This is a genomic window from Kaistella jeonii (assembly GCF_000812865.1).
In the GTDB taxonomy this organism is placed as follows: Bacteria; Bacteroidota; Bacteroidia; order Flavobacteriales; family Weeksellaceae; genus Kaistella; species Kaistella jeonii.
This window is the reverse complement of record NZ_JSYL01000012.1, coordinates 47,408-66,759: the sequence shown is the minus strand read 5'-3', so window position 1 is coordinate 66,759 and position 19,352 is coordinate 47,408. Positions and strand designations below refer to the sequence as shown.

The 19,352-nt window shown below is 34.7% G+C and carries 20 protein-coding genes and 1 other RNA gene; 15 read left to right on the top strand and 6 right to left on the bottom strand.

Annotated elements, in window-relative coordinates:
- Positions 1-172 precede the first annotated feature (172 nt).
- From OA86_RS13280 to OA86_RS13270, 3 genes are all read left to right on the top strand, one after another.
- Positions 173-1,009 carry a 1,4-dihydroxy-2-naphthoyl-CoA synthase gene (locus OA86_RS13280; RefSeq protein ID WP_039354237.1) on the top strand — a complete coding sequence of 279 codons (837 nt, stop codon included), beginning with the start codon at positions 173-175 and terminating at the stop codon, positions 1,007-1,009.
- A gap of 88 nt (positions 1,010-1,097) precedes the next feature.
- Complete coding sequence (gene menA, locus OA86_RS13275) at positions 1,098-2,027, top strand: 1,4-dihydroxy-2-naphthoate octaprenyltransferase (RefSeq protein ID WP_039354236.1); 930 nt, start codon at positions 1,098-1,100, stop codon at positions 2,025-2,027.
- 15 nt (positions 2,028-2,042) lie between these two features.
- Entirely contained in the window at positions 2,043-2,723 is a 681-nt protein-coding gene (locus OA86_RS13270; protein WP_039354233.1) for a metal-dependent hydrolase, read from the top strand.
- Between the two features lie 87 nt (positions 2,724-2,810).
- On the opposite strand, the gene ffs is transcribed toward OA86_RS13270, so the two are convergent.
- Positions 2,811-2,908: signal recognition particle sRNA small type (gene ffs / locus OA86_RS15595), an RNA gene on the bottom strand.
- A gap of 146 nt (positions 2,909-3,054) precedes the next feature.
- On the opposite strand from ffs, the gene OA86_RS13265 reads away from it, so the two are divergent.
- The 6 genes from OA86_RS13265 (at position 3,055) to OA86_RS13240 (ending at position 8,239) form a co-directional block, all read left to right on the top strand.
- Positions 3,055-3,633: a DUF4199 family protein gene (locus OA86_RS13265; RefSeq protein ID WP_039354230.1), complete on the top strand. Its 579-nt coding sequence runs from the start codon at positions 3,055-3,057 to the stop codon at positions 3,631-3,633.
- 88 nt (positions 3,634-3,721) lie between these two features.
- The gene (locus tag OA86_RS13260; RefSeq protein ID WP_039354227.1) at positions 3,722-4,672 is read left to right on the top strand and encodes a glycosyltransferase family 2 protein; all 951 of its coding nucleotides are present in this window, start codon (positions 3,722-3,724) and stop codon (positions 4,670-4,672) included.
- Positions 4,673-4,686: 14 nt separating this feature from the next.
- Complete coding sequence (locus OA86_RS13255) at positions 4,687-5,388, top strand: GIN domain-containing protein (RefSeq protein WP_039354268.1); 702 nt, start codon at positions 4,687-4,689, stop codon at positions 5,386-5,388.
- A gap of 52 nt (positions 5,389-5,440) precedes the next feature.
- Positions 5,441-5,791 carry a four helix bundle protein gene (locus OA86_RS13250; protein WP_039354225.1) on the top strand — a complete coding sequence of 117 codons (351 nt, stop codon included), beginning with the start codon at positions 5,441-5,443 and terminating at the stop codon, positions 5,789-5,791.
- Positions 5,792-5,940: 149 nt separating this feature from the next.
- On the top strand, positions 5,941-7,653 hold the full coding sequence (locus OA86_RS13245) for a phospho-sugar mutase (RefSeq protein ID WP_039354223.1): 1,713 nt from the start codon (positions 5,941-5,943) through the stop codon (positions 7,651-7,653).
- Between the two features lie 199 nt (positions 7,654-7,852).
- Entirely contained in the window at positions 7,853-8,239 is a 387-nt protein-coding gene (locus OA86_RS13240; protein ID WP_039354219.1) for a hypothetical protein, read from the top strand.
- 58 nt (positions 8,240-8,297) lie between these two features.
- Here the strand turns inward: OA86_RS13240 and OA86_RS13235 are convergent, their stop codons facing one another.
- The gene (locus tag OA86_RS13235) at positions 8,298-9,122 is read right to left on the bottom strand and encodes a hypothetical protein (RefSeq protein WP_052257528.1); all 825 of its coding nucleotides are present in this window, start codon (positions 9,120-9,122) and stop codon (positions 8,298-8,300) included.
- A gap of 317 nt (positions 9,123-9,439) precedes the next feature.
- On the opposite strand from OA86_RS13235, the gene OA86_RS13230 reads away from it, so the two are divergent.
- The 4 genes from OA86_RS13230 to OA86_RS13215 all read left to right on the top strand — a co-directional run bounded on the left by OA86_RS13230 (position 9,440) and on the right by OA86_RS13215 (position 13,020).
- Positions 9,440-10,693, top strand: coding sequence for a pyridoxal phosphate-dependent aminotransferase (locus tag OA86_RS13230; RefSeq protein ID WP_039354217.1), 1,254 nt, complete (start codon positions 9,440-9,442; stop codon positions 10,691-10,693).
- 4 nt (positions 10,694-10,697) lie between these two features.
- Positions 10,698-11,438, top strand: a complete 741-nt coding sequence (kdsB, locus tag OA86_RS13225) for a 3-deoxy-manno-octulosonate cytidylyltransferase (RefSeq protein ID WP_039354215.1) — start codon at positions 10,698-10,700, stop codon at positions 11,436-11,438.
- A 162-nt stretch (positions 11,439-11,600) separates the two neighbouring features.
- Positions 11,601-12,263, top strand: coding sequence for a histidine kinase (locus OA86_RS13220; RefSeq protein WP_039354211.1), 663 nt, complete (start codon positions 11,601-11,603; stop codon positions 12,261-12,263).
- A 187-nt stretch (positions 12,264-12,450) separates the two neighbouring features.
- Complete coding sequence (locus tag OA86_RS13215) at positions 12,451-13,020, top strand: glutathione peroxidase (protein ID WP_039354208.1); 570 nt, start codon at positions 12,451-12,453, stop codon at positions 13,018-13,020.
- 134 nt (positions 13,021-13,154) lie between these two features.
- Here OA86_RS13215 and OA86_RS13210 read toward each other — a convergent pair whose 3' ends face one another.
- The 3 genes from OA86_RS13210 to OA86_RS13200 form a co-directional block, all read right to left on the bottom strand.
- Complete coding sequence (locus OA86_RS13210; protein ID WP_039354205.1) at positions 13,155-14,609, bottom strand: LptF/LptG family permease; 1,455 nt, start codon at positions 14,607-14,609, stop codon at positions 13,155-13,157.
- 67 nt (positions 14,610-14,676) lie between these two features.
- Complete coding sequence (lolA1, locus tag OA86_RS13205) at positions 14,677-15,324, bottom strand: outer membrane lipoprotein periplasmic chaperone LolA1 (RefSeq protein WP_039354201.1); 648 nt, start codon at positions 15,322-15,324, stop codon at positions 14,677-14,679.
- 63 nt (positions 15,325-15,387) lie between these two features.
- On the bottom strand, positions 15,388-17,847 hold the full coding sequence (locus OA86_RS13200) for an FtsK/SpoIIIE family DNA translocase (protein WP_039354198.1): 2,460 nt from the start codon (positions 17,845-17,847) through the stop codon (positions 15,388-15,390).
- A gap of 175 nt (positions 17,848-18,022) precedes the next feature.
- On the opposite strand from OA86_RS13200, the gene OA86_RS13195 reads away from it, so the two are divergent.
- Positions 18,023-18,274 (top strand): hypothetical protein, encoded by a 252-nt coding sequence (locus tag OA86_RS13195; protein WP_039354195.1) that lies wholly within the window; start codon positions 18,023-18,025, stop codon positions 18,272-18,274.
- Positions 18,275-18,325: 51 nt separating this feature from the next.
- Here the strand turns inward: OA86_RS13195 and OA86_RS13190 are convergent, their stop codons facing one another.
- Positions 18,326-18,730, bottom strand: coding sequence for an acyl-CoA thioesterase (locus tag OA86_RS13190; protein WP_039354193.1), 405 nt, complete (start codon positions 18,728-18,730; stop codon positions 18,326-18,328).
- A 306-nt stretch (positions 18,731-19,036) separates the two neighbouring features.
- Here OA86_RS13190 and OA86_RS13185 point away from each other — a divergent pair, with 306 nt between their 5' ends.
- Entirely contained in the window at positions 19,037-19,330 is a 294-nt protein-coding gene (locus OA86_RS13185) for a hypothetical protein (protein WP_039354190.1), read from the top strand.
- Positions 19,331-19,352 lie beyond the last annotated feature (22 nt).

Genomic DNA, 19,352 nt, shown 5'->3' with positions numbered 1-19,352 from the left:
GGCTTCGCCGCCGCTCCTAAAGAAAAAATTGCAACGGAAAGCGGGTTGTGTGTTTGAAAAATAAAGAAATCTTCGCGCTCCCAAAAACTGATAATATTCCCGAAATAGAAGTTCTTTTCCCTTTGACTTCACTTTTTATTTTCCCTATCTTTACGCAAAATTTTTAGAGAAAATGATCGACTGGAAAACCGTAAAAGAATACGAAGATATTACCTATCAAAAATGTGGTGCGGTTGCTCGCATCGCCTTTAACAGACCGGAAGTTCGCAATGCATTTCGTCCTAAAACAACCTCTGAATTGTATGACGCTTTTTATCACGTCTCAGAAGATTCTTCTGTTGGTGTAGTTTTGCTGACCGGTGAAGGACCAAGTCCGAAAGATGGTGGTCATGCATTTTGCAGTGGAGGTGATCAAAAAGCGCGTGGTGAGAAAGGTTACGTGGGAGAAGATGGAAGACATCGTTTGAATATTTTAGAAGTTCAGCGATTGATAAGATTTATGCCGAAAGTCGTAATCGCCGTTGTAAACGGGTGGGCTGTAGGAGGCGGACATTCTCTGCACGTGGTTTGCGATTTGACTTTAGCGAGTGAAGAGCACGCGATTTTCAAACAAACCGATGCTGATGTGACGAGTTTCGATGGTGGTTATGGTTCTGCTTATTTGGCAAAAATGGTTGGACAGAAAAAGGCGCGCGAAATTTTCTTTTTAGGACGAAATTACAATGCAAAAGAAGCAGCGGAAATGGGAATGGTGAATGCTGTAATTCCGCATGCAAAATTGGAAGAAACAGCTTATCAATGGGCGCAGGAAATTTTAGGAAAATCTCCTCTTTCTATCAGAATGTTGAAATTTGCTATGAATTTAACCGACGATGGAATGGTTGGACAACAGGTTTTTGCAGGTGAAGCAACGCGACTTGCTTATATGACTGAAGAAGCAAAAGAAGGTAGAAATGCTTTCCTTGAAAAGAGAAAACCCGACTTCGGAGAAAATAATTGGATATCTTAAAAAAAATTGAGACTTTAAAGATTATATTTTAAACGTAAAACGTATTAAAATCTAAAATTTAGAATTCAAAATTTAGAATTTGAAATTTATGACAGATTGGATAAAAGCCGCAAGATTGCGCACTTTGCCGCTTTCGATGAGCGGAATTATTTTAGGTTCTTTCATCGCAAAATGGAGAATGACAGAATTTGGCGGAACTTGGGACTGGAAGATATTTGCATTGGCGATTTTGGTGACTTTGCTTTACCAGATCTTGTCAAACTTCGCAAACGATTATGGAGATGGAATCAGGGGAACTGATGAATTACGGCACAATGTTGCTGAACAAAGAGCAGTTGCATCTGGACGAATTACCGCTTTGCAAATGGGGAATGCAGTGATCTTATTTTCGGTTTTGTCTTTAATTGCAACGATCGCACTTTTATATTTCTCCTTCTTCAGAGAAAATTTGATGAAGGAATTTTACATCTTTGTAGGATTGGGAATTGCGTGTATTTTGGCAGCAGTTGGTTATACCGTTGGCAAAAAACCTTATGGCTACATGGGATTAGGCGATATCTTCGTCTTTATTTTCTTCGGTTTAGTTTCGGTTTGTGGCAGTTATTTTCTGTTCACGAAAAGTTTCAACTGGGATATGCTTTTACCTGCAACGGCAGTCGGAATGTTGAGTGCAGCGGTTTTAAACCTCAATAATATGCGGGATATTGTAAGCGATGAATCAAGTGGTAAAAAGACATTGGCGTTAAGGCTTGGCTTTAAAAATGCCATGATTTATGAGATCATTTTATTACAACTCCCTTTGATTATCATGCTGGTTTTCATGATGAAAAATGGATTGCATACTCAGGGAAAATACTACGCTTTCATCTTTTTCATTCTAATACTTCCTATGATGGGAGTTCGACGAAAAATCATGGAGGTTAAGGAACCTGCTGAATTAGACCCATTTTTAAAACAAGTTGGTATTTTGACTTTAACGATGGCTGTTTTAGTCGCTGTTGGATTGAATTATTTTTAATTAAAAATTAATGCGATGAAAATACAATTTCTCGGACAAAACTGTTTTTTGTTCTCCTACAAAGGAAAAAATATACTTTCTGATCCTTTTTATAATTATCAGAAAGATAAATCAGGTTTCGATATTTCGGCACAGAAAATTGATTATTTGTTGATTACTCATGCTCATGGTGATCACATTGCTGATGTGAAAGAAGTTTTGGAAAATCATCCAGAAGCTCAAATTATAGGTCAACCGGAAATCTGTGGACATTTCGGTCATCCGAATTCAATCGACATTAATTTCGGTGGTTCTGCTAAATTTTTAGATATGAAAATCTCTATGGTTCCTGCGTCTCACACTAGCTCTTTTCCGGACGGAACTTATGGCGGTGAACCTTGCGGATATATTTTTAGATTTGAAGGAAAGAATGTTTATTTCGCAGGCGACACCGGCGTCATGGCAGATATGGAAATGTTCCCGAAGCTATTCGGAAACATTGATTTAGCAATTCTTCCAATCGGTTCTCATTATACGATGTGCTCAAGAAAAGCAAGTTTTGCCGCTTCAGAATTATTGAAAACTAAAAAAGTGATCGGTTGTCATTTTGATACTTTTCCGCCTATTGAAATTAATCATGATGAAGCAAAAGAAAGATTTGCAGAAAAGAATGTAGAATTAGTTTTGCCGAAATTGGGAGAAACTTTCGAAATTTAAGCTGAAAGAAAATGTTGAATAGGGTAGAAAAAAAATTTTGGAAAGTAGTGCAAAATATTTCAGTGAAATCTGAATTTAAGGCACAAAAAATGGCAAGCTACCTAAATCACACCGCTACAACCAATTACCTTTGCTGCGTTCCCACCCTGGAGGGTTCTCAGGAGCTGGTTGTTTAGGACTTGCCGGTGCAAAGATAAGAGTTTAATTCAAAATTCAAAATAGAATCGCTTATTTTTGAAATATTTTTAAAATAAATAGATAAAAGACAATAATTAAAGACCTTAAGTTAAAATTTCAATGGTTAAAAAATAAAATTTATAAAGTTTCAGATATGATAAAAAATGTTTATGGAGTTGGTTTCGCCTTGTATGGTGCGACGATGCTGATTTTTTTTGGAATGTATTTTTTCGGGATGAACACCGAATATTTTAGCAACTCTTTGCTTATTAATGCGTTTCTACTTCCTGTTGTTTTTGTTGCAGGCGCTTATTTTTCTGTATATTCCGTTAAAAAGAAGGGAATTCCGATGGGTTTTCAGGAAGTTTTCGGGCGAACTTTTAAACCGATGTTTGTTGGCGGAATTTTATCGGTTATTACCATGTTTTTATTTCTAAATTTTGTTGATACTGACGCTAAAGATCTCCTTAATTATCAATACATCGAAAGACAGAAAACCGAACTCAACAATGAGTACGAAAAAGCGAAAATCGGAATGAAGGATGTAGAGCAGAAAAAAGAATTGGAAAAAAATTATCAGAACCGTTTGCAAAGTTTCTCCCCAGAAATGATCAAGGGAAAAGATATGTTTTCCTTTAGACAGTTCACCTATTATTTTGGCGCAATTATGGCGTTTTACGTTATTTTGTCAGTCTTTTTTGCGAGTTTCTTTCGTAGCAGTATTGAAAATTAATTTAATTAAAAAGTATTAATTTTCCTACTTCAAAATCACGAAATAATATGGTAATTTTGAGGTAGTAATTTCAAATTTTGAATCATTAATGAATTTATCCATTATAATTCCTCTTTTAAATGAGGAAGAATCGCTAGAAGAACTTTTTTCCAGAATCAATTCCGTTTGCAACACGGCCAATCTTTCGTACGAAATTTGGTTTATCGACGACGGAAGCACCGATCTTTCCTGGAGCATCATCGAAAATTTGAAAGTGCAATTTCCACAAATCCATGGAATTAAATTTTCCAGAAACTACGGTAAATCACAGGCACTTCATGCTGCTTTCGAAAAAGCGCAGGGCGAGGTTATCATCACAATGGATGCTGATTTACAGGATTTTCCTGAAGAAATTCCGGAATTGTATGACATGATAAAACTGGGAGATTACGATATTGTTTCCGGGTGGAAAAAGAAACGTTTCGATAATGTGATGACCAAAAATTTGCCATCAAAACTATTTAATGCTGCGGCTAGAAAATTGTCGGGCGTAGAATTGCATGATTTCAACTGTGGTTTAAAAGCCTACAAAAGGCAAGTCGTCAAATCAATTGATGTTTACGGCGATATGCACCGATATATTCCTGTTTTGGCGGCAAATGCGGGTTTCCGAAGAATCACTGAAAAAGAAGTTCGACACCAAGCCAGACCTTATGGAACCTCAAAATTTGGGACAGAGCGTTTCGTACGTGGCTTTCTCGATTTAATTACCCTGTGGTTTGTAAGCCGTTTTGGTGGAAGACCGATGCATTTCTTTGGTGCAGTAGGAACGGTAATGTTTATCGTAGGATTTCTGTCTGCATTTTGGTTAGGACTTTCTAAATTAATCGATGTTTCCCATGGAATTTACGGTCATCTTTTAACTAATAACGCTTGGTTTTTTATTGCTTTAACAATGATGATTTTAGGTTCGCTTCTATTTATTGCGGGATTCTTGGGTGAAATAATTATCCGAAGCAACAGAGATCACAAAAATTACAATATCGACGAAGTGATTTAATGTACTGGAAAACAATGAAAAATTTATTTTATTTAGTCGCAATTTTCACGCTTTTTTCCTGCGGAAAAATTTCTCCTAAAGGTAAAATTGAAAGTAAAGATATCAAAGTTGAAGATTTCGTCAATCTCAATCTTCATGGGAAATTCCGTGCGTTTTATGTTAAAAGTGACAGCAGTTTCATCAATATAGAAACTTATAAAAATATTGCTGATAATCTTAAAATTTCAGTGAAAGATAAAACGTTGAGCATTACGGAAAAAAGAGAAAGCAAAGGTGTTGATTTTTATAACGTCACTATTTATTCAAAATATAATTTAGAGCAATTATCCATTTCGGACAGTGTAGAAATGAATATTTCCAGTGAAATTAAAACCGATAACTTTAAATTGAATCTGAAAAAAAATGCTAAATTTATTGGATCAGTAAATACGAGAAGAACAGAACTACAAATGACCGATAAAAGTCGTGCGAATCTGTTAGGAAGCTCAAAAAGTGCAAGCATTAAAATTGCTGACACTGCCAGTTTAATAGCTCCGTACTGGAAAATTGATGATTTAATGATTGATTCCAAAAACGAAAATTATACGGAAGTAAATGTTAAGGATTCCATCAAAGGAAATATAAAAAATACTTCTAAATTTGTTTATTACAACGATCCGATTCGTGCCTTTAAGATAGAAAAAGAGGCAACCGTCGAAAATAAGAAATTAGAATAGAGGGAAGATGTGAAGCTGGAAGTAGGAGGAAGTTAATTGATAAGAATTCAATATGAGTTTCAAATTTGAGAAATTAATTATTTGGCAAAAGGCAATGGATTTTGGAGAAGAAATTCAAAGTTTGTCTGATAATTTTCCAAAAAAAGAAATTTATAATTTGTCTTCCCAAGTTAGCAGAGCTGTAGATTCCATTGCTTTGAATATCTCTGAAGGATCTATATTGCAATCTCCAGCAGAATTTCGTAAATTTCTTGGTTATTCTATACGCTCACTAGCGGAAGTTGTAACTTGCTTATATAAGGCAAAAAGAAGAGATTATTTAGATGAAGAAAAATTTAATAAATTATATAAAGACAGTTTTGATTTAATGAATCAAATGATCGCCTTTAGAAATCAATTATAAAAAATAGAATTTAGTTCGGAAAAATATTGTTACAAAACTTTCTGCTTCTGAATTCCCAATAAAATAAATGTATAACAAGATTGGAAACGAAATTTTAGAGGTTTTTAAAACTTCCATCCTCCCGCTTCCATCTTCCAAACTTAAAAAATATGACTACTTTAGAAAAAGCAAAACTCTGGTTAACAGATTCTTTCGATCAGGAGACAAAAAATACCGTTCAAAACTGGATTGATACCGGTTCCGATGAACTTGAAGATTCTTTTTATAAGGAACTGGAATTCGGAACTGGCGGAATGCGTGGTATTATGGGTGTTGGGACCAATCGGCTTAACAAATATACACTTGGACAAGCGACTCAGGGTTTAGCGAATTATCTTCATTCTCAATTTCCTGGCGAAGAAATGAAAGTTGCGATTGCATACGATGTCCGACATAATTCGAAGGAATTTGGGAAAATGTGTGCCGATGTTTTGACTGCAAACGGAATTAAAGTTTTGTTATTTAAGCAACACCGTCCAACGCCGGAACTTTCCTTCACGGTTCGTGATAAAAAATGCAACGCCGGAATTGTTTTAACGGCTTCTCATAATCCGCCTGAATATAATGGTTACAAGGTGTACTGGAATGACGGTGCGCAAATCGTTCCGCCACAAGACGGTGCGATTATTAAAGAAGTACATTCTGTGAAATTTGATGAAATTAAATTCAATGGAAACGACGATTTAATTGAATGGATTGGAGAGGAGCAGGATCAGGTTTATATCGATGCTTGCATGAAAAATTCCCTATATCAGGATATTGGCAGAGATAATTTAAATATCGTTTTCACTTCCATTCACGGTACGACTTATACCACGGTTCCTCAAGCTTTGGAAAAAGCTGGTTTCAAAAAAGTGGTTTTGGTGCGGGAACAAATGATTCCGAGCGGGAATTTTCCAACCGTAGAATCTCCAAATCCGGAAGAACCTGCAGCTTTAGAAATGGCACTCGATTTAGCAAGAATTACTAATGGTGATATTGTCATCGGAACAGATCCAGACGGAGATCGATTGGGAATTGCAGTGCGGAATTTAGAAGGAGAATTACAACTTTTAAATGGAAATCAGTGCAACACGATTCTGACCTATTATATTTTGGATCAATGGCAAAAAGCGGGTAGAATCACTGGAAAAGAATTTATCGGTTCTACGATTGTGACTTCAGATATTTTCTATGATATCGCGAAGAAATTTGGTGTTGATTGTAAAGTTGGTCTCACCGGTTTCAAATGGATTGGTAAAATGATCCGCGATTTTGAAGGAAAAGAAAAATTTGTTTGTGGTGGTGAAGAAAGTTTCGGTTTTATGACCGGAGATTTCGTTCGCGATAAAGATTCTTGTGGTTCAATTTTATTGGCTTGTGAAATTGCAGCAGTTTGTAAAGCGCAAGGAAAAACAATGTATCAGTACATGATCGAAATCTATGAAGATTTGGGAATGTATTATGAAGGTTTGGTCAATGTGGTGAAAAAGGGAAGAACAGGAGCTGCAGAAATCAATCAGATGATGAGCGATTTCAGAAATAATCCAGTGAAAGAATTGGCAGGTTCGAAGGTGATTGAAATCAAAGATTTTCAGGAACAAACCTCTTTAAACTTAGCTGATAATCAAAAATCGGTGATGGATGATATTCCAAAATCTAATGTTTTGAGTTATTATACCGAAGATGGAACGAAGGTTTGTATTCGTCCTTCCGGAACAGAACCGAAGATTAAATTCTATGTTTCTGTGAAGGATACTGTTATTTCTGAAGATGATTTCGAAAAGAAATTAATTGAAGCGGAAGATAAAATACAGAGAATTAAAGCGGACCTGAAACTATAACAGCAACGTTTTTATAGGGAAAAAAGGCAGAGGATTTTTATCTTTTGCCTTTTAAAATTAGTCATAAATTAAAAAAATTGTCTTTGTGAAATGCCTCGTCTTTATTCTTATTTACCTTCTGCCACTGAATTTATTTTCTCAATATTTGCGGCCTAATGAAATAACTCTGTATTCTTTTGAAACAAAAGACAGGAAGAAAATGGTTTTGGTTAAAGAGAAAAACAATCAATATATTCAGTATCGTTTTGGGAAAAAAAATAAGATCGAATTAGAATTTCCAACAGAAAGAAATGCCGACAGTTGGAAGTTATTCTCTTACAATTATTATATGAGAGGCGGTGGTAAAGCAAATTCTGGACAGGAAATCGCAAATATGGCTTTTACTCAAAACGGATTTCAGTATTTAGTTTATTCCACTTATTTTTCGGAAGATGAATCAATGCAGACCGGAATTCTGATCACCAATTTAGCCACTCAGAAAAGAACAAGGATCAAAGGGATTATTAAAACCCGCAAAGAAAGTTTATTCTACCTTCAGGAAAATAGTTTACTAAAATTAGAAGAAGACGGCGGATTAGATTTTTAAAATAAAAAAGTTTCACATATCGTGAAACTTTTTTTTAATTTTAAAATTTACCGAAACTCTAAAGCGATATTTCGTCCTTTACTTCTACTTTAACCTCTGGGACAGATGATTTTTCGGTTTCTACAGATGGTGATTTTTTTTCGATCACTTCAGTTTTTGGTTTCTGAACTTCTACAGCTGGCGTACTTATTTCAGTCTCTCCCTCAGACTCTGTATATTCACCGCCTTCATCATATTCTTCATCCGCCACACGACTGTCATCATCTGTATATTGATAATAAGAGCTGAACTTTTTTGATTTCTTATCGTAAAGAACTACATATTTACTGGATTCCTTTTGAATAATTAAACCACTGACAGGTGCCGGAATTAACTTATTTTCCTGCAAGAAAATTTTAGCGCCCGTATTGAAAGAATTAATCACTGGCAGGTCATAATCATAATCCTCTACAAAAAGAAGTTCTCCCTTATCATTAAATACAACCAATTTTGAACTTTTGAAATCATTTTTCTCCAAAATAATTGCTAGATCGCTATTTTCCTTTCCATCATCAGTGAAATCTCCAAAAGCAAAAACTCTTTTAGCACGATCTGGAATTTTTGTCATAAAGTAAGTCCCGTCCAGATATCCGCTATTCGACAGATAATTATAGATGTATACTTTGTAATCCTGGGGTATTTTGTCGTAGGCAGGAGCAGAAAATAACGCTTCAACCTGAGGATAAGTACCATCGGCATTAGTCTCTGAAGATTTATTTTTTAGAAACAGTCCGATTGCTATGAGTGCGATAACAACAACAGCTCCTATGATCCATCCTTTTTTAGATTTTTTTTTCGCAGGAGGGCTGGAAACAATTTCTTCGGGATTCTGGTTTTCAATCATGTTTTTCTCTTTTTAATGAATGTTTGGTTAGCGATTTAAATATAGGTATTTTATTTCATTTTGTAAAGGAGTCTGCACTACGAAACAAATTGGGTACATTAAATTCGCAAAATTCTTTTTGTTGAATGATTATTCCAGTAGATTAAAGCAAATATTTTTTCATTTGAAAGATCATTATTTAACTTTTTTTAAGATTAAAAATGCGGTTTTCAGTCTTCCAATTTGTATTTTCGCTCTTTAAAATTATTTAAAATTTGTACATTTGAGAAGGATAAGAATGTTGATTCAATCCTGTATTTTCTTACTAAAAATTAACTATGAAAGTATCAAAACTCGCCGAAAATTTAATCGGTTCAGAAATTATTAAAATCGGAAATCAGGTAAATGATCTGAAGGCGCAAGGTGCAGAAATCGCGAATCTTACGATTGGAGATTTGAACGCTGATATTTATCCGATTCCTGCTCGACTAAAAGAAGAAATCAACAAAGCTTATCAGAATAATTTAACCAATTATCCACCTGCAAACGGATTGTTATCATTAAGAAAATCCATTTCAAAAGATTTAAAAAATCGCTGGAATCTCGATTATAATGAAAATGAAATTTTAGTTGCGGGCGGTTCCAGACCATTAATTTATGCCACTTTCAAAACAATTGTTGATGATGGTGACAGAGTGGTTTATCCGATCCCCTCCTGGAATAACAACCATTATGCGTACCTGACCAACGCGAATAAAATTGAAGTGGAGACTTCGCAGGAAAATAATTTTTTGCCCACTGCAGCAGACTTAAAACCTCATTTGGAAGGTGCTGTTTTACTGGCTTTATGTTCACCTCTCAATCCGACTGGAACCATGTTTACGAAAGACCAGCTTTCGGAAATCTGTGAGTTGGTTCTGGAAGAAAATAAAAGAAGAGGCGAAAACGAAAAGCCCCTTTATTTAATGTACGATCAGATTTACGCGATGCTTACTTTTGAGGATGAACATTTCAATCCTGTTTCTCTTTTTCCTGAGCTAAACAAATATACGGTATTTATTGATGGTATTTCCAAATGTTTTGCTGCGACAGGAGTTCGCGTAGGCTGGAGTTTTGGCCCCGCCGAAATCATCGATAAGATGAAGGCACTTCTTACGCATGTTGGAGCTTGGGCGCCAAAACCTGAACAGGAAGCGGTGAGTATTTTCTTGAATGAAACTGAAAATGTCGACCATTTTGTTGATGATTTTAAAGGAAAGATTTCAAAAAGTTTACAAACCCTTCACAACGGAATTCAGGATATGAGATCTCGTGGATTTCTCGTTGAAAGCATCAAACCAATGGGCGCTTTATATTTGACAATAGAACTCAATTATATCGGAAAATCAAAACCTGATGGAACAAAGATTACAAATTCGTCCGATTTAGTTTTCTACTTGATTGATGAAGCGGGAGTAGCTTTAGTTCCGTTTTCAGCCTTTGGGAATTCAGCAGAAATGCCTTGGTTTAGAGCTTCTGCAGGTGGATTATCATTAAATGAAATAGAGAAAATGTTGCCACGACTAGAAAACGCTTTATCGCAATTAAAATAATTTAATGAAGATCATTGCCGTTATTCCAGCGCGTTACGAAGCCAGCCGTTTTCCCGGAAAACTGATGCAGATTTTGGGGGACAAAACGGTGATTGCAACCACCTATGAAAATGTAGTAGAAACTGGTCTTTTTGATGATGTTTTTGTGGCCACAGATTCTGAAATTATTTTTAATGAAATTATAGAGATTGGTGGAAATGCAGTGATGACTTCGCAACATGAAACAGGAAGCGACCGAATCGCAGAAGCAGTTTCGAATATAGATTGCGATATTGTGATCAACGTACAGGGTGACGAACCGTTTCTGAAAACCGAACCTTTGCGACAGTTAATTTCTGTTTTTAAAGATGATGTGGAAGGAAAAATTTCTTTAACTTCTTTAAAGATCAAATTAAAAGAAAAAGAGGAGATCGAAAATCCCAATAATGTAAAAGTGATTACTGACAACGAAGGTTTTGCCCTTTATTTCAGCCGTTCTGTAATTCCGTATCCGAGAGAAACTGCAGTAAAAGCAGAATATTTTAAACATATTGGCGTTTATGCTTTTAGGAAAAATGCCTTGCTTAATTTTGCAAAGTTGCCGATGAGCCCTTTAGAAATAGCAGAGAAGATAGAATGCATTCGTTATTTAGAATATGGAATGAAAATCAAAATGATAGAAACCGATTTTGTCGGCGTCGGAATTGATGTTCCGGAAGATCTGGAAAAAGCACGGGAAATTTTGAAGAATCAAACCTTGAAATGATAAGGCGCGACTTATCCATTTAAAAGTGATTGAGCGTTTGCAACAATAATAAATATGATCTTCACGATCACAAAACAGAGTAGATATGCGTGTTTTTCGAAAGTCGATCATAATTCGACAAGAAATAAAAGTATATATTTGAAAAATAAATAGATTGCCTTAATGAAAAAGATATTTTTAGGATTTATAATGGTGTTGAGCTGCATCGTTTCAGCACAAACTGCAAAAGAAATTATAGACAAAAACATAGAATTATCGGGTGGTCTGACCAACTGGAAACTTTTAAATTCCGTGACTTTACAGGGAAAAGTAACTTTGGGAATCAATGATGAATATCCGATAAAAATTTATCAGCAACGACCTAATCTTACTAAAACGGTGATTACCATTAATAAAAGGGAAACGCCAATTGAAGGTTATGATGGTAAAAAAGGATACGCGATGAATTATGCAACTAATAAAATTCAGGAATACCCAAATTATGTCCCGGAAAGTTTTGATAACGACTTCATCGATTGGGAAAATAAAGGATTTGATGCACAATATCTCGGCAAAGAAAAAATTGGAGAAACTTATTGTCATAAAGTAGAACTGACCAAAAATGTGAACAAAACGATTTACTATTTTGATACGAAAAGCTATATGCTTGTAAAAGAAATTAAAAGCGAAGAAACGCTGATATACGGCGATTACCGGAAAGTTGGAAGCTTGGTAATGCCTTTTAGATTAGAATCATCTTCTCAGAAAAGAGAAAGTGATTACCTGATGATCATCAATAAAATTGAAACCAATAAAGTTTTTCCTGCGAACACTTTTAAATTTTAAATTTAATTAATTATTGGTGTTAATGGTGCAAAATTTGATGTGAATTTGGGGCTGAAAAATTATTTTCAGACATAAAATTCATTTTAGAAATTATTATTTATTGATGACTTTTTAGTTTTTAAATTGAATAATAAATTTAAACATCAAATTACTTAACAAAAGACCCACGGTCTACAAATTCTCCCCAATGAAAAAATTATTCATCGTTCTATTGTCAATAGGCGCTTTTTTACAAAGCTGCACCAATCAGAAAAAAGAAGTATCGAAAGATAAACCCCAGGAAATGAAAAACTTATACGACTACAAGGTTGCAAGTCTCGACGGTAAAGAAATCAACTTTGCCGATTTCAAAGGAAAGAAAGTATTGATCGTAAACACCGCTTCAGAATGTGGATTTACGCCACAATATGCGGATCTGGAAAAAGTTGCAGATCAATATAAAGATAAATTGGTTGTTGTGGGTTTTCCAGCAAATAATTTTGGAGGTCAGGAGCCGGGAACTAATGCTGAGATCGGAGCTTTTTGCGAGAAAAACTTTGGAGTGACTTTTCCAATGGCCGCAAAAGTTTCTGTGAAAGGAGCCGACACTGCGCCGATCTTTAAATATTTAACTGAGAAAAATTTAAACGGCGTAAAAAATACGACCATCATGTGGAATTTTACTAAGTTTTTGGTAGACGAGAATGGTAAATTAATTGATAGTTTTATCAGTACTACGAAACCTACAAGTGAATCGATCACCAAATATTTAAAGTAATTTTTATTTAAAGATAAGCACTTAGGGATCACAATCAGTTTTACTGAGAAGATATAAAAAAGCAAAATAGTTGATCTATTTTGCTTTTTTATTTGTTTGAATTTTTAGAAACCTTTAAATTTCAGTTTAAAAATCTAGCGATATCTCGCGTGTTCTTTATTTTTTGAAAACCTGTTAATGAGCGGTTTGAACAATGCTTTATATTTCTCAACATCAAACAGTTGGGAATCTGTTAATGCTTTGTAAGTGAGCCAGGCTCCGAACGGAAACAAAATGAGATTCGGTAACCATGCAGCGAGATAAGGATCCATTTTTCCAGACCAGGCCATATTTTCTACCGATAAATTGATGACGTAGAAAATGATGAATACTACGATCGCAATGACAACCGGTAATCCTAAACCACCTTTTCTAATGATTGAGCCTAAACTGGAACCGATCAAAAAGAAAATTAAACAGGTAACGGAGTACGCAAAAATCCGCTGTTGATAAATAATGATCCTTGAATAATAAGCATGTAAATCCTGAATTTGTTCTGCTTTAGCAGTGTTCAGCTGTTTTACACTTTCAATTTTATTATAAGCTGCATAAAGAAATTCCTGCTTTTTCTGTTTTTTTAGGGTGTCTAATTTCGGTACAGGAGTAAGTGCTATTTTGGTCTTCGATTTGTCGATATAACTTACAAAACCGTTGGTTTGATTCACCAGTTCTGAATTAATATTATTCAGAATAGTGCTGTTCTGAACTTTTGCTTTGCGAATGGTTTTGTTCAGCTCAATAAAATTCTGGAAGGAATAATCATCGGTGATCTTTTCTGCTTCCAAAGCTTTATTAATGATTTCTGAAATATTAAAATGCGAAACCATCGTATCGAATTTAATCGCCTGATCGGGTTGTTTTATACGTTGAGTGTATTCTACATTTTCGATATTATCTTCGAAAATATGGCCATTAAAAAGAACCAGTTTTAAATAATTTCGGTTATCTGCAGGTACAAATTTTCCTTTCTCCGCGATGATCGATTGTTGATTCTCGTAGGAATTTGCCATTTTATGAATGAAAACTCCTTCGATATTCTCGCCATTTTCTCCTAAAATTTTATCAAATTTTACACTGTATCCCGGAATTTGCTGAATAAATTGTCCTGGTGTGAAATTGAGTGCAGGTTTCGTCGCAGCAATGTTATAGAGCATATTTTTTGCTTTCCGCTGAAAATCGGGTATGACGTTATTTGAAAAGAAAAAGAGAAAGAGAGAGAATATAAAGGTGACAAAAAAGAGCGGCAACATAATTCTCGTCAAAGAAATTCCCGCGGCTTTCATCGCAGCGAGTTCGTAACGCTCCCCAAAATCCCCGAAAGTCATAATGGCAGAAAGTAAGATTGTCAAAGGTAAAACGAGTTGTACTACAATCGCAGACAAATAGGAGAGGAGTTTTAGGATTTCCCAGTAACTCAAACCTTTTCCCGTAAACTGCGCCAATCTGATCCAGATGATGTTAACTACAAATATGAAGAACAACACACTGAAAATAAAAATAAACGGGCCGAAAAAAGTTTTAATGACGTAACCGTCGATTTTTTTTATCATGGTTCAAATTTACCAAAAAAGTCACAAAAGAATTTTCCTTTGTGACTTTATTTGAATTTAAAATATTTTACAGTTCGGTGACAATGTAATTTTTATATTGTTCTTTGTCAAAATTAAACATAGAATTGTTTAAACTTTGATTTTCTTTATAATCACTGATCGCAATTACGGAAACTGAATTATCAGTAGAGAATTGCTCCAACTTCACGATTTGCTTTTTAGCGTCATTTACAAAAAGATTTACTTCTTTAATGCTGGTTTTGGTAGTAGGAGTTAATTTAATGTAATCAGAATTTACACCGTTTATCATTAATTTCCCCATATATTTTACGTTATATCCTTTTTTATATTGTTCAATATAAGTTAAAGGAGAAAACATTTGTTCGTTTCCAGTTGGTTTCGCAACGGTAACTTCTTGATCTTCTGCGGAAATATTATAGATTTTATTTCCATCAAAAATCTGTTCTGTTCCCATGATTTTCAATTTGTATTTGTCTTTGGCAGAATAAAAAATTCCGGGTTCTGTTCTGGTTATCTTTTTACCATTTCCAGTTCCATAAACAAATTTGAAATAGACATTATTTTTAGATTTGTATTGAGTGGATATGGCGTCTAAAATAGTTTTCGCCTTTGCATCAATTTTTTGTGCAGCAAAACTTGCACTTGTTGCGACTACTAGAATTCCAACAGAAATTTTCTTCAATATATTTTTCATTCTTTCTTTTATTTTTTGATTAGAATTTTAAGATAAAGTTAAACTATTGTTTAAAGTTTAAAATTACTTTCGCAATTCTTCCAAAAAGTGTTCCAAAGAATTTAGATCAGAGATTTGTACTTCTCTTGCTTTAGCGCCATTAAAGCCTCCTACGATTCCGCTTGCTTCCAACTGGTCCATAATTCTTCCGGCTCTATTGTAACCTAATTTTAACTGTCGCTGCAACATTGAAGTAGAACCTTGTTGTGTTGAAACGATGATTCTTGCGGCATCTTCGAAAAGAACATCTTTTTCATTCGGATCAAAAGCTCCAACGGTTGAAGTAGTTTCGTCTGCGGAATATTCCGGCAGCATAAAAGCACTCGCATATCCTTTCTGTTCCCCTATGAATTCAGCGATCTTTTCAACTTCCGGTGTATCTACAAATGCACATTGAAGTCGCATTATTTCATTTCCATTAAAATAAAGCATGTCACCTTTTCCAATCAATTGATCTGCTCCCGGAGAATCTAAAATAGTACGGGAATCTACGCTGGAAATTACTCTAAATGCCGCTCTTGCAGGGAAATTCGCTTTGATCATTCCTGTAATTACATTTACAGATGGTCTTTGTGTTGCTACAATTAAATGAATTCCAACCGCTCTTGCTAACTGCGCCAATCTCGCAATCGGAATTTCTACTTCTTTTCCGGCAGTCATTATTAAATCGGCGAATTCATCAACAACCAAAACGATGTACGGCAAATATCGATGGCCATTTTCTGGATTTAATTTTCGCTCCGTGAATTTTTTATTATATTCTTTTATATTTTTACAAAAAGCGTTTTTAAGCAAGTCATATCGCTGATCCATTTCAATACAAAGCGAATTTAAGGTATTGATCACTTTATGAGTATCCGTAATAATCGCGTCATCGCCATCTGGAAGTTTCGCTAAATAATGTCTTTCAATTTTTGAATAAAGCGAAAGTTCTACTTTTTTCGGATCAACCATCACAAATTTTAATTCGCTTGGATGTTTTTTGTAAAGTAGGGAAGTCAAAATTGCATTAATACCCACTGATTTTCCTTGACCGGTTGCTCCTGCCATCAATAAGTGAGGCATTTTTGTTAAATCTGCCATGAAAATTTCATTAGAAATAGTTTTACCAAATACCACTGGTAAATCCATATCTGAATTTTGAAATTTCTGAGAACCAATCACACTTCGCATAGAAACCATCGCAGGATTTTTTCTTGGAACTTCAATACCGATCGTACCTTTCCCCGGCATTGGCGCTATAATTCGAATCCCCAGCGCAGAAAGGTTCAAAGCAATATCATCCTGTAATTTTTTGATGGAAGCAACCCGAATTCCAGCTTCCGGAACGATTTCGTACAACGTTACTGTTGGACCAACCGTCGCTTTAATTTCGGCAATTCCTACATTAAAATTTTTGAGAAGACCAACAATTTTGTTTTTATTTTCTTCGAGTTCTTCTCTATTAATGGCAATTTCTTCGTTTCCGTAATCTCTTAACAAATCTAAAGTTGGCATTTGAAAATTTGCCAAATCTAATTTATGATCGTAAAGTCCGTGTTTATCAACTAATTCCTGAGATTTCTTATCTGACTCATCGATAATATCGACTGTCTTAGGAACTTCAACTTTGAATTCAATGTCATCAGCTTTCGGAGTTGGATCTACAACTGGAATAGAAACAGGATTTAAATTAATGGAACTTCCGGTACTTTCGGTTACACTTACATTTGGAATATCCTCAAAAGAAGTTCTGTTTGGAGTTACAATCGGTTCAATTTCAATTTCCGGAATAAAATCGCGAATTATATTTACTTTAGAATTTGGGATTTTACTTGCAATATCATCGACTTCATTTTCTAATTCTTCATCTGCTTCAAAATTTTCAGAAGAATTTGGCATCATTGCTTTTACTCTTCCTAAAGTTTGATCGTTCAGATTGTTTAGTTTTAATTTTACATTGCTTGCATTTAAATTAAATTCAAGAATAAAATACAAAGAAATGCTCACCAAAAGAATCAGCCATAAACCAACGGTACCGATTACAGAATTTAAGAAATCCATGATTTGAAAACCGTAAACACCGCTCAAAACTCCTTGTCCATTGGTTACTGCTCCCATAAAAATAGGAACCCAACAAATCAAAAACAGGGAATGACCGAAAGTTTTCCAGGGTTTGAAATAATTTTTTTTCAGGATCATCATTCCGAAAACGACAAAGAGAAATGCAACTACGAAAGCGGCAATTCCAAGGCTTTGAAAAATAAAAAAATTACCCAACCAATCGCCGATCTTACCAAAAATATTCGAAGATTTTACGGTTTTATCCAGCATCGTTCCGGCTTGGCTTTGATCTGCCCTCCAGTTTAAAAGATAGGAAATAAAAGAGAAGGTAAGAATGATTGAGGTAGCGATAAATAAAACTCCAAAAAATATGCGGGGTTTTGAAAGTATTTTGCTCTGCTCAGTCGCTTGTGTCGGCGCTTTTTTTGTATTTTTTTCCATAATGTCGATAAGGGCAAATTTAACAATAAAATTTAAGATTTTTTCTGCTATTAAATATAATTTTCCTTGTTTTTTTGAGATGCATAATTATGGCTTTTTTCGAAATTTATAAACTTATTTGAGCGTTCGGAATACTATTTGAACCACTTTTTATTACAATCAAAAATTTAAAATTATGGATGATCATAAAGAAATTAAAGGCGACGAATTAAGCAATGAAACCCGATCCCAACATAATGATCCAGCATTAAATGATAATAAATCAAGTGAGTCTGCTGAAAAATTTGGAGTGCAACATGATGAGGAAGGGCATATTGTAAAAGTTGCGGAAAATGCAGTTCCGCCAGAAGCGTGGAAAAATCAAAAGAAAGCTTACAATGAAGCCTGGGAAAATAATAAAAACCGCGATTTGGAAGATGATATTTAAATGTTAGAACAAATTAAAAATCCACTGAAAAGTGGATTTTATTACTTTGAACTAAATTACTTTACCTTCATTTTCAAAAATAGGAACCGGTTTTTTCTCCGCACCGATTGCAACTAAAGTAAAATCGCCGGAGACCGCCCTTTCTCTTTTTTCTGCATACATTTCTTCTACAAAAACCTCTACGCTTACTTTTAAACTGGAGTTCCCCACATATTTTACTCTTCCGATTAATTCTACTATAGTATCTGCCGGAATAGGTTTTTTGAAATCAATACGATCACAACTTACGGTAACAAAAGATTTTCTTGCAAATCTTGTGGCAGTCATAAAAGCAACTTCGTCCATCATTTCCATCACCGTTCCACCAAACATCGTATTATGATGATTCGTAATGTTCGGGAAAACTACTTTGAAAACGTGGGTTTCTGAACTTTTGATTTTTTCCTGATAATTCATTCTGTTTTTAAATTAAATCATTAATAAATGACATGAACAGAAAATACAAACCCAATTGAGAATGGAATTTCTGCTTCAAATCGCGAAAGCATTTAAATTTCAAAAAAGGGATCTGACTTTCCGGAAAGGATTACAGTTGCGCGACAGTTCGTGATTTCCACACGATTCACCTTGAGTATTGAAATCTTAGTTGCAAATATATGGGTTTTCTGTTCTAATAGTTGATTTAAAAAATACTAAGAATATAATATTGATAATATAAACAGTTGGACTCATTTTTGAAGCTTTAAATTTAAAATTTACATTATGACACCAGAAAATAGCAAAAGCGAACAAAACGAGCAGTTAAGAGAAATGAATTACAGTGCTGAAAATGATATTTTCAATCAGGAAGAAGCAATTTCTTTAGACGGCGACGGAAATCCAATTTTAGAAAATCCCACATCCACCAATTCTTTAGGATCTAATTTAGATGTTCCGGGCGCTGCCGCAGACGATGAAATGGAGGAAATTGGCTCGGAAGATGAGGAAAATAATTTCTACAGCCAATCTGATAATAATGACAATCATGAGGAAGTTAACGAAGATCTTTTATCTTAAGTATTTTTAAAAAAAGTATTTA

What these genes read in the sequence shown, in the direction of transcription:
- OA86_RS13210 (WP_039354205.1), bottom strand. Translation starts at nt 14,609, where the DNA reads ATGATAAAAAAAATCGACGGTTACGTCATTAAAACTTTTTTCGGCCCG.
- OA86_RS13260 (WP_039354227.1), top strand. Translation starts at nt 3,722, where the DNA reads ATGAATTTATCCATTATAATTCCTCTTTTAAATGAGGAAGAATCGCTA.
- OA86_RS13200 (WP_039354198.1), bottom strand. Translation starts at nt 17,847, where the DNA reads ATGGAAAAAAATACAAAAAAAGCGCCGACACAAGCGACTGAGCAGAGC.
- menA (WP_039354236.1), top strand. Translation starts at nt 1,098, where the DNA reads ATGACAGATTGGATAAAAGCCGCAAGATTGCGCACTTTGCCGCTTTCG.
- OA86_RS13230 (WP_039354217.1), top strand. Translation starts at nt 9,440, where the DNA reads ATGAAAGTATCAAAACTCGCCGAAAATTTAATCGGTTCAGAAATTATT.
- OA86_RS13215 (WP_039354208.1), top strand. Translation starts at nt 12,451, where the DNA reads ATGAAAAAATTATTCATCGTTCTATTGTCAATAGGCGCTTTTTTACAA.
- OA86_RS13235 (WP_052257528.1), bottom strand. Translation starts at nt 9,122, where the DNA reads ATGATTGAAAACCAGAATCCCGAAGAAATTGTTTCCAGCCCTCCTGCG.
- OA86_RS13240 (WP_039354219.1), top strand. Translation starts at nt 7,853, where the DNA reads ATGGTTTTGGTTAAAGAGAAAAACAATCAATATATTCAGTATCGTTTT.
- OA86_RS13185 (WP_039354190.1), top strand. Translation starts at nt 19,037, where the DNA reads ATGACACCAGAAAATAGCAAAAGCGAACAAAACGAGCAGTTAAGAGAA.
- OA86_RS13195 (WP_039354195.1), top strand. Translation starts at nt 18,023, where the DNA reads ATGGATGATCATAAAGAAATTAAAGGCGACGAATTAAGCAATGAAACC.
- OA86_RS13265 (WP_039354230.1), top strand. Translation starts at nt 3,055, where the DNA reads ATGATAAAAAATGTTTATGGAGTTGGTTTCGCCTTGTATGGTGCGACG.
- OA86_RS13245 (WP_039354223.1), top strand. Translation starts at nt 5,941, where the DNA reads ATGACTACTTTAGAAAAAGCAAAACTCTGGTTAACAGATTCTTTCGAT.
- OA86_RS13250 (WP_039354225.1), top strand. Translation starts at nt 5,441, where the DNA reads ATGAGTTTCAAATTTGAGAAATTAATTATTTGGCAAAAGGCAATGGAT.
- OA86_RS13220 (WP_039354211.1), top strand. Translation starts at nt 11,601, where the DNA reads ATGAAAAAGATATTTTTAGGATTTATAATGGTGTTGAGCTGCATCGTT.
- kdsB (WP_039354215.1), top strand. Translation starts at nt 10,698, where the DNA reads ATGAAGATCATTGCCGTTATTCCAGCGCGTTACGAAGCCAGCCGTTTT.
- OA86_RS13280 (WP_039354237.1), top strand. Translation starts at nt 173, where the DNA reads ATGATCGACTGGAAAACCGTAAAAGAATACGAAGATATTACCTATCAA.
- OA86_RS13255 (WP_039354268.1), top strand. Translation starts at nt 4,687, where the DNA reads ATGAAAAATTTATTTTATTTAGTCGCAATTTTCACGCTTTTTTCCTGC.
- OA86_RS13270 (WP_039354233.1), top strand. Translation starts at nt 2,043, where the DNA reads ATGAAAATACAATTTCTCGGACAAAACTGTTTTTTGTTCTCCTACAAA.
- lolA1 (WP_039354201.1), bottom strand. Translation starts at nt 15,324, where the DNA reads ATGAAAAATATATTGAAGAAAATTTCTGTTGGAATTCTAGTAGTCGCA.
- OA86_RS13190 (WP_039354193.1), bottom strand. Translation starts at nt 18,730, where the DNA reads ATGAATTATCAGGAAAAAATCAAAAGTTCAGAAACCCACGTTTTCAAA.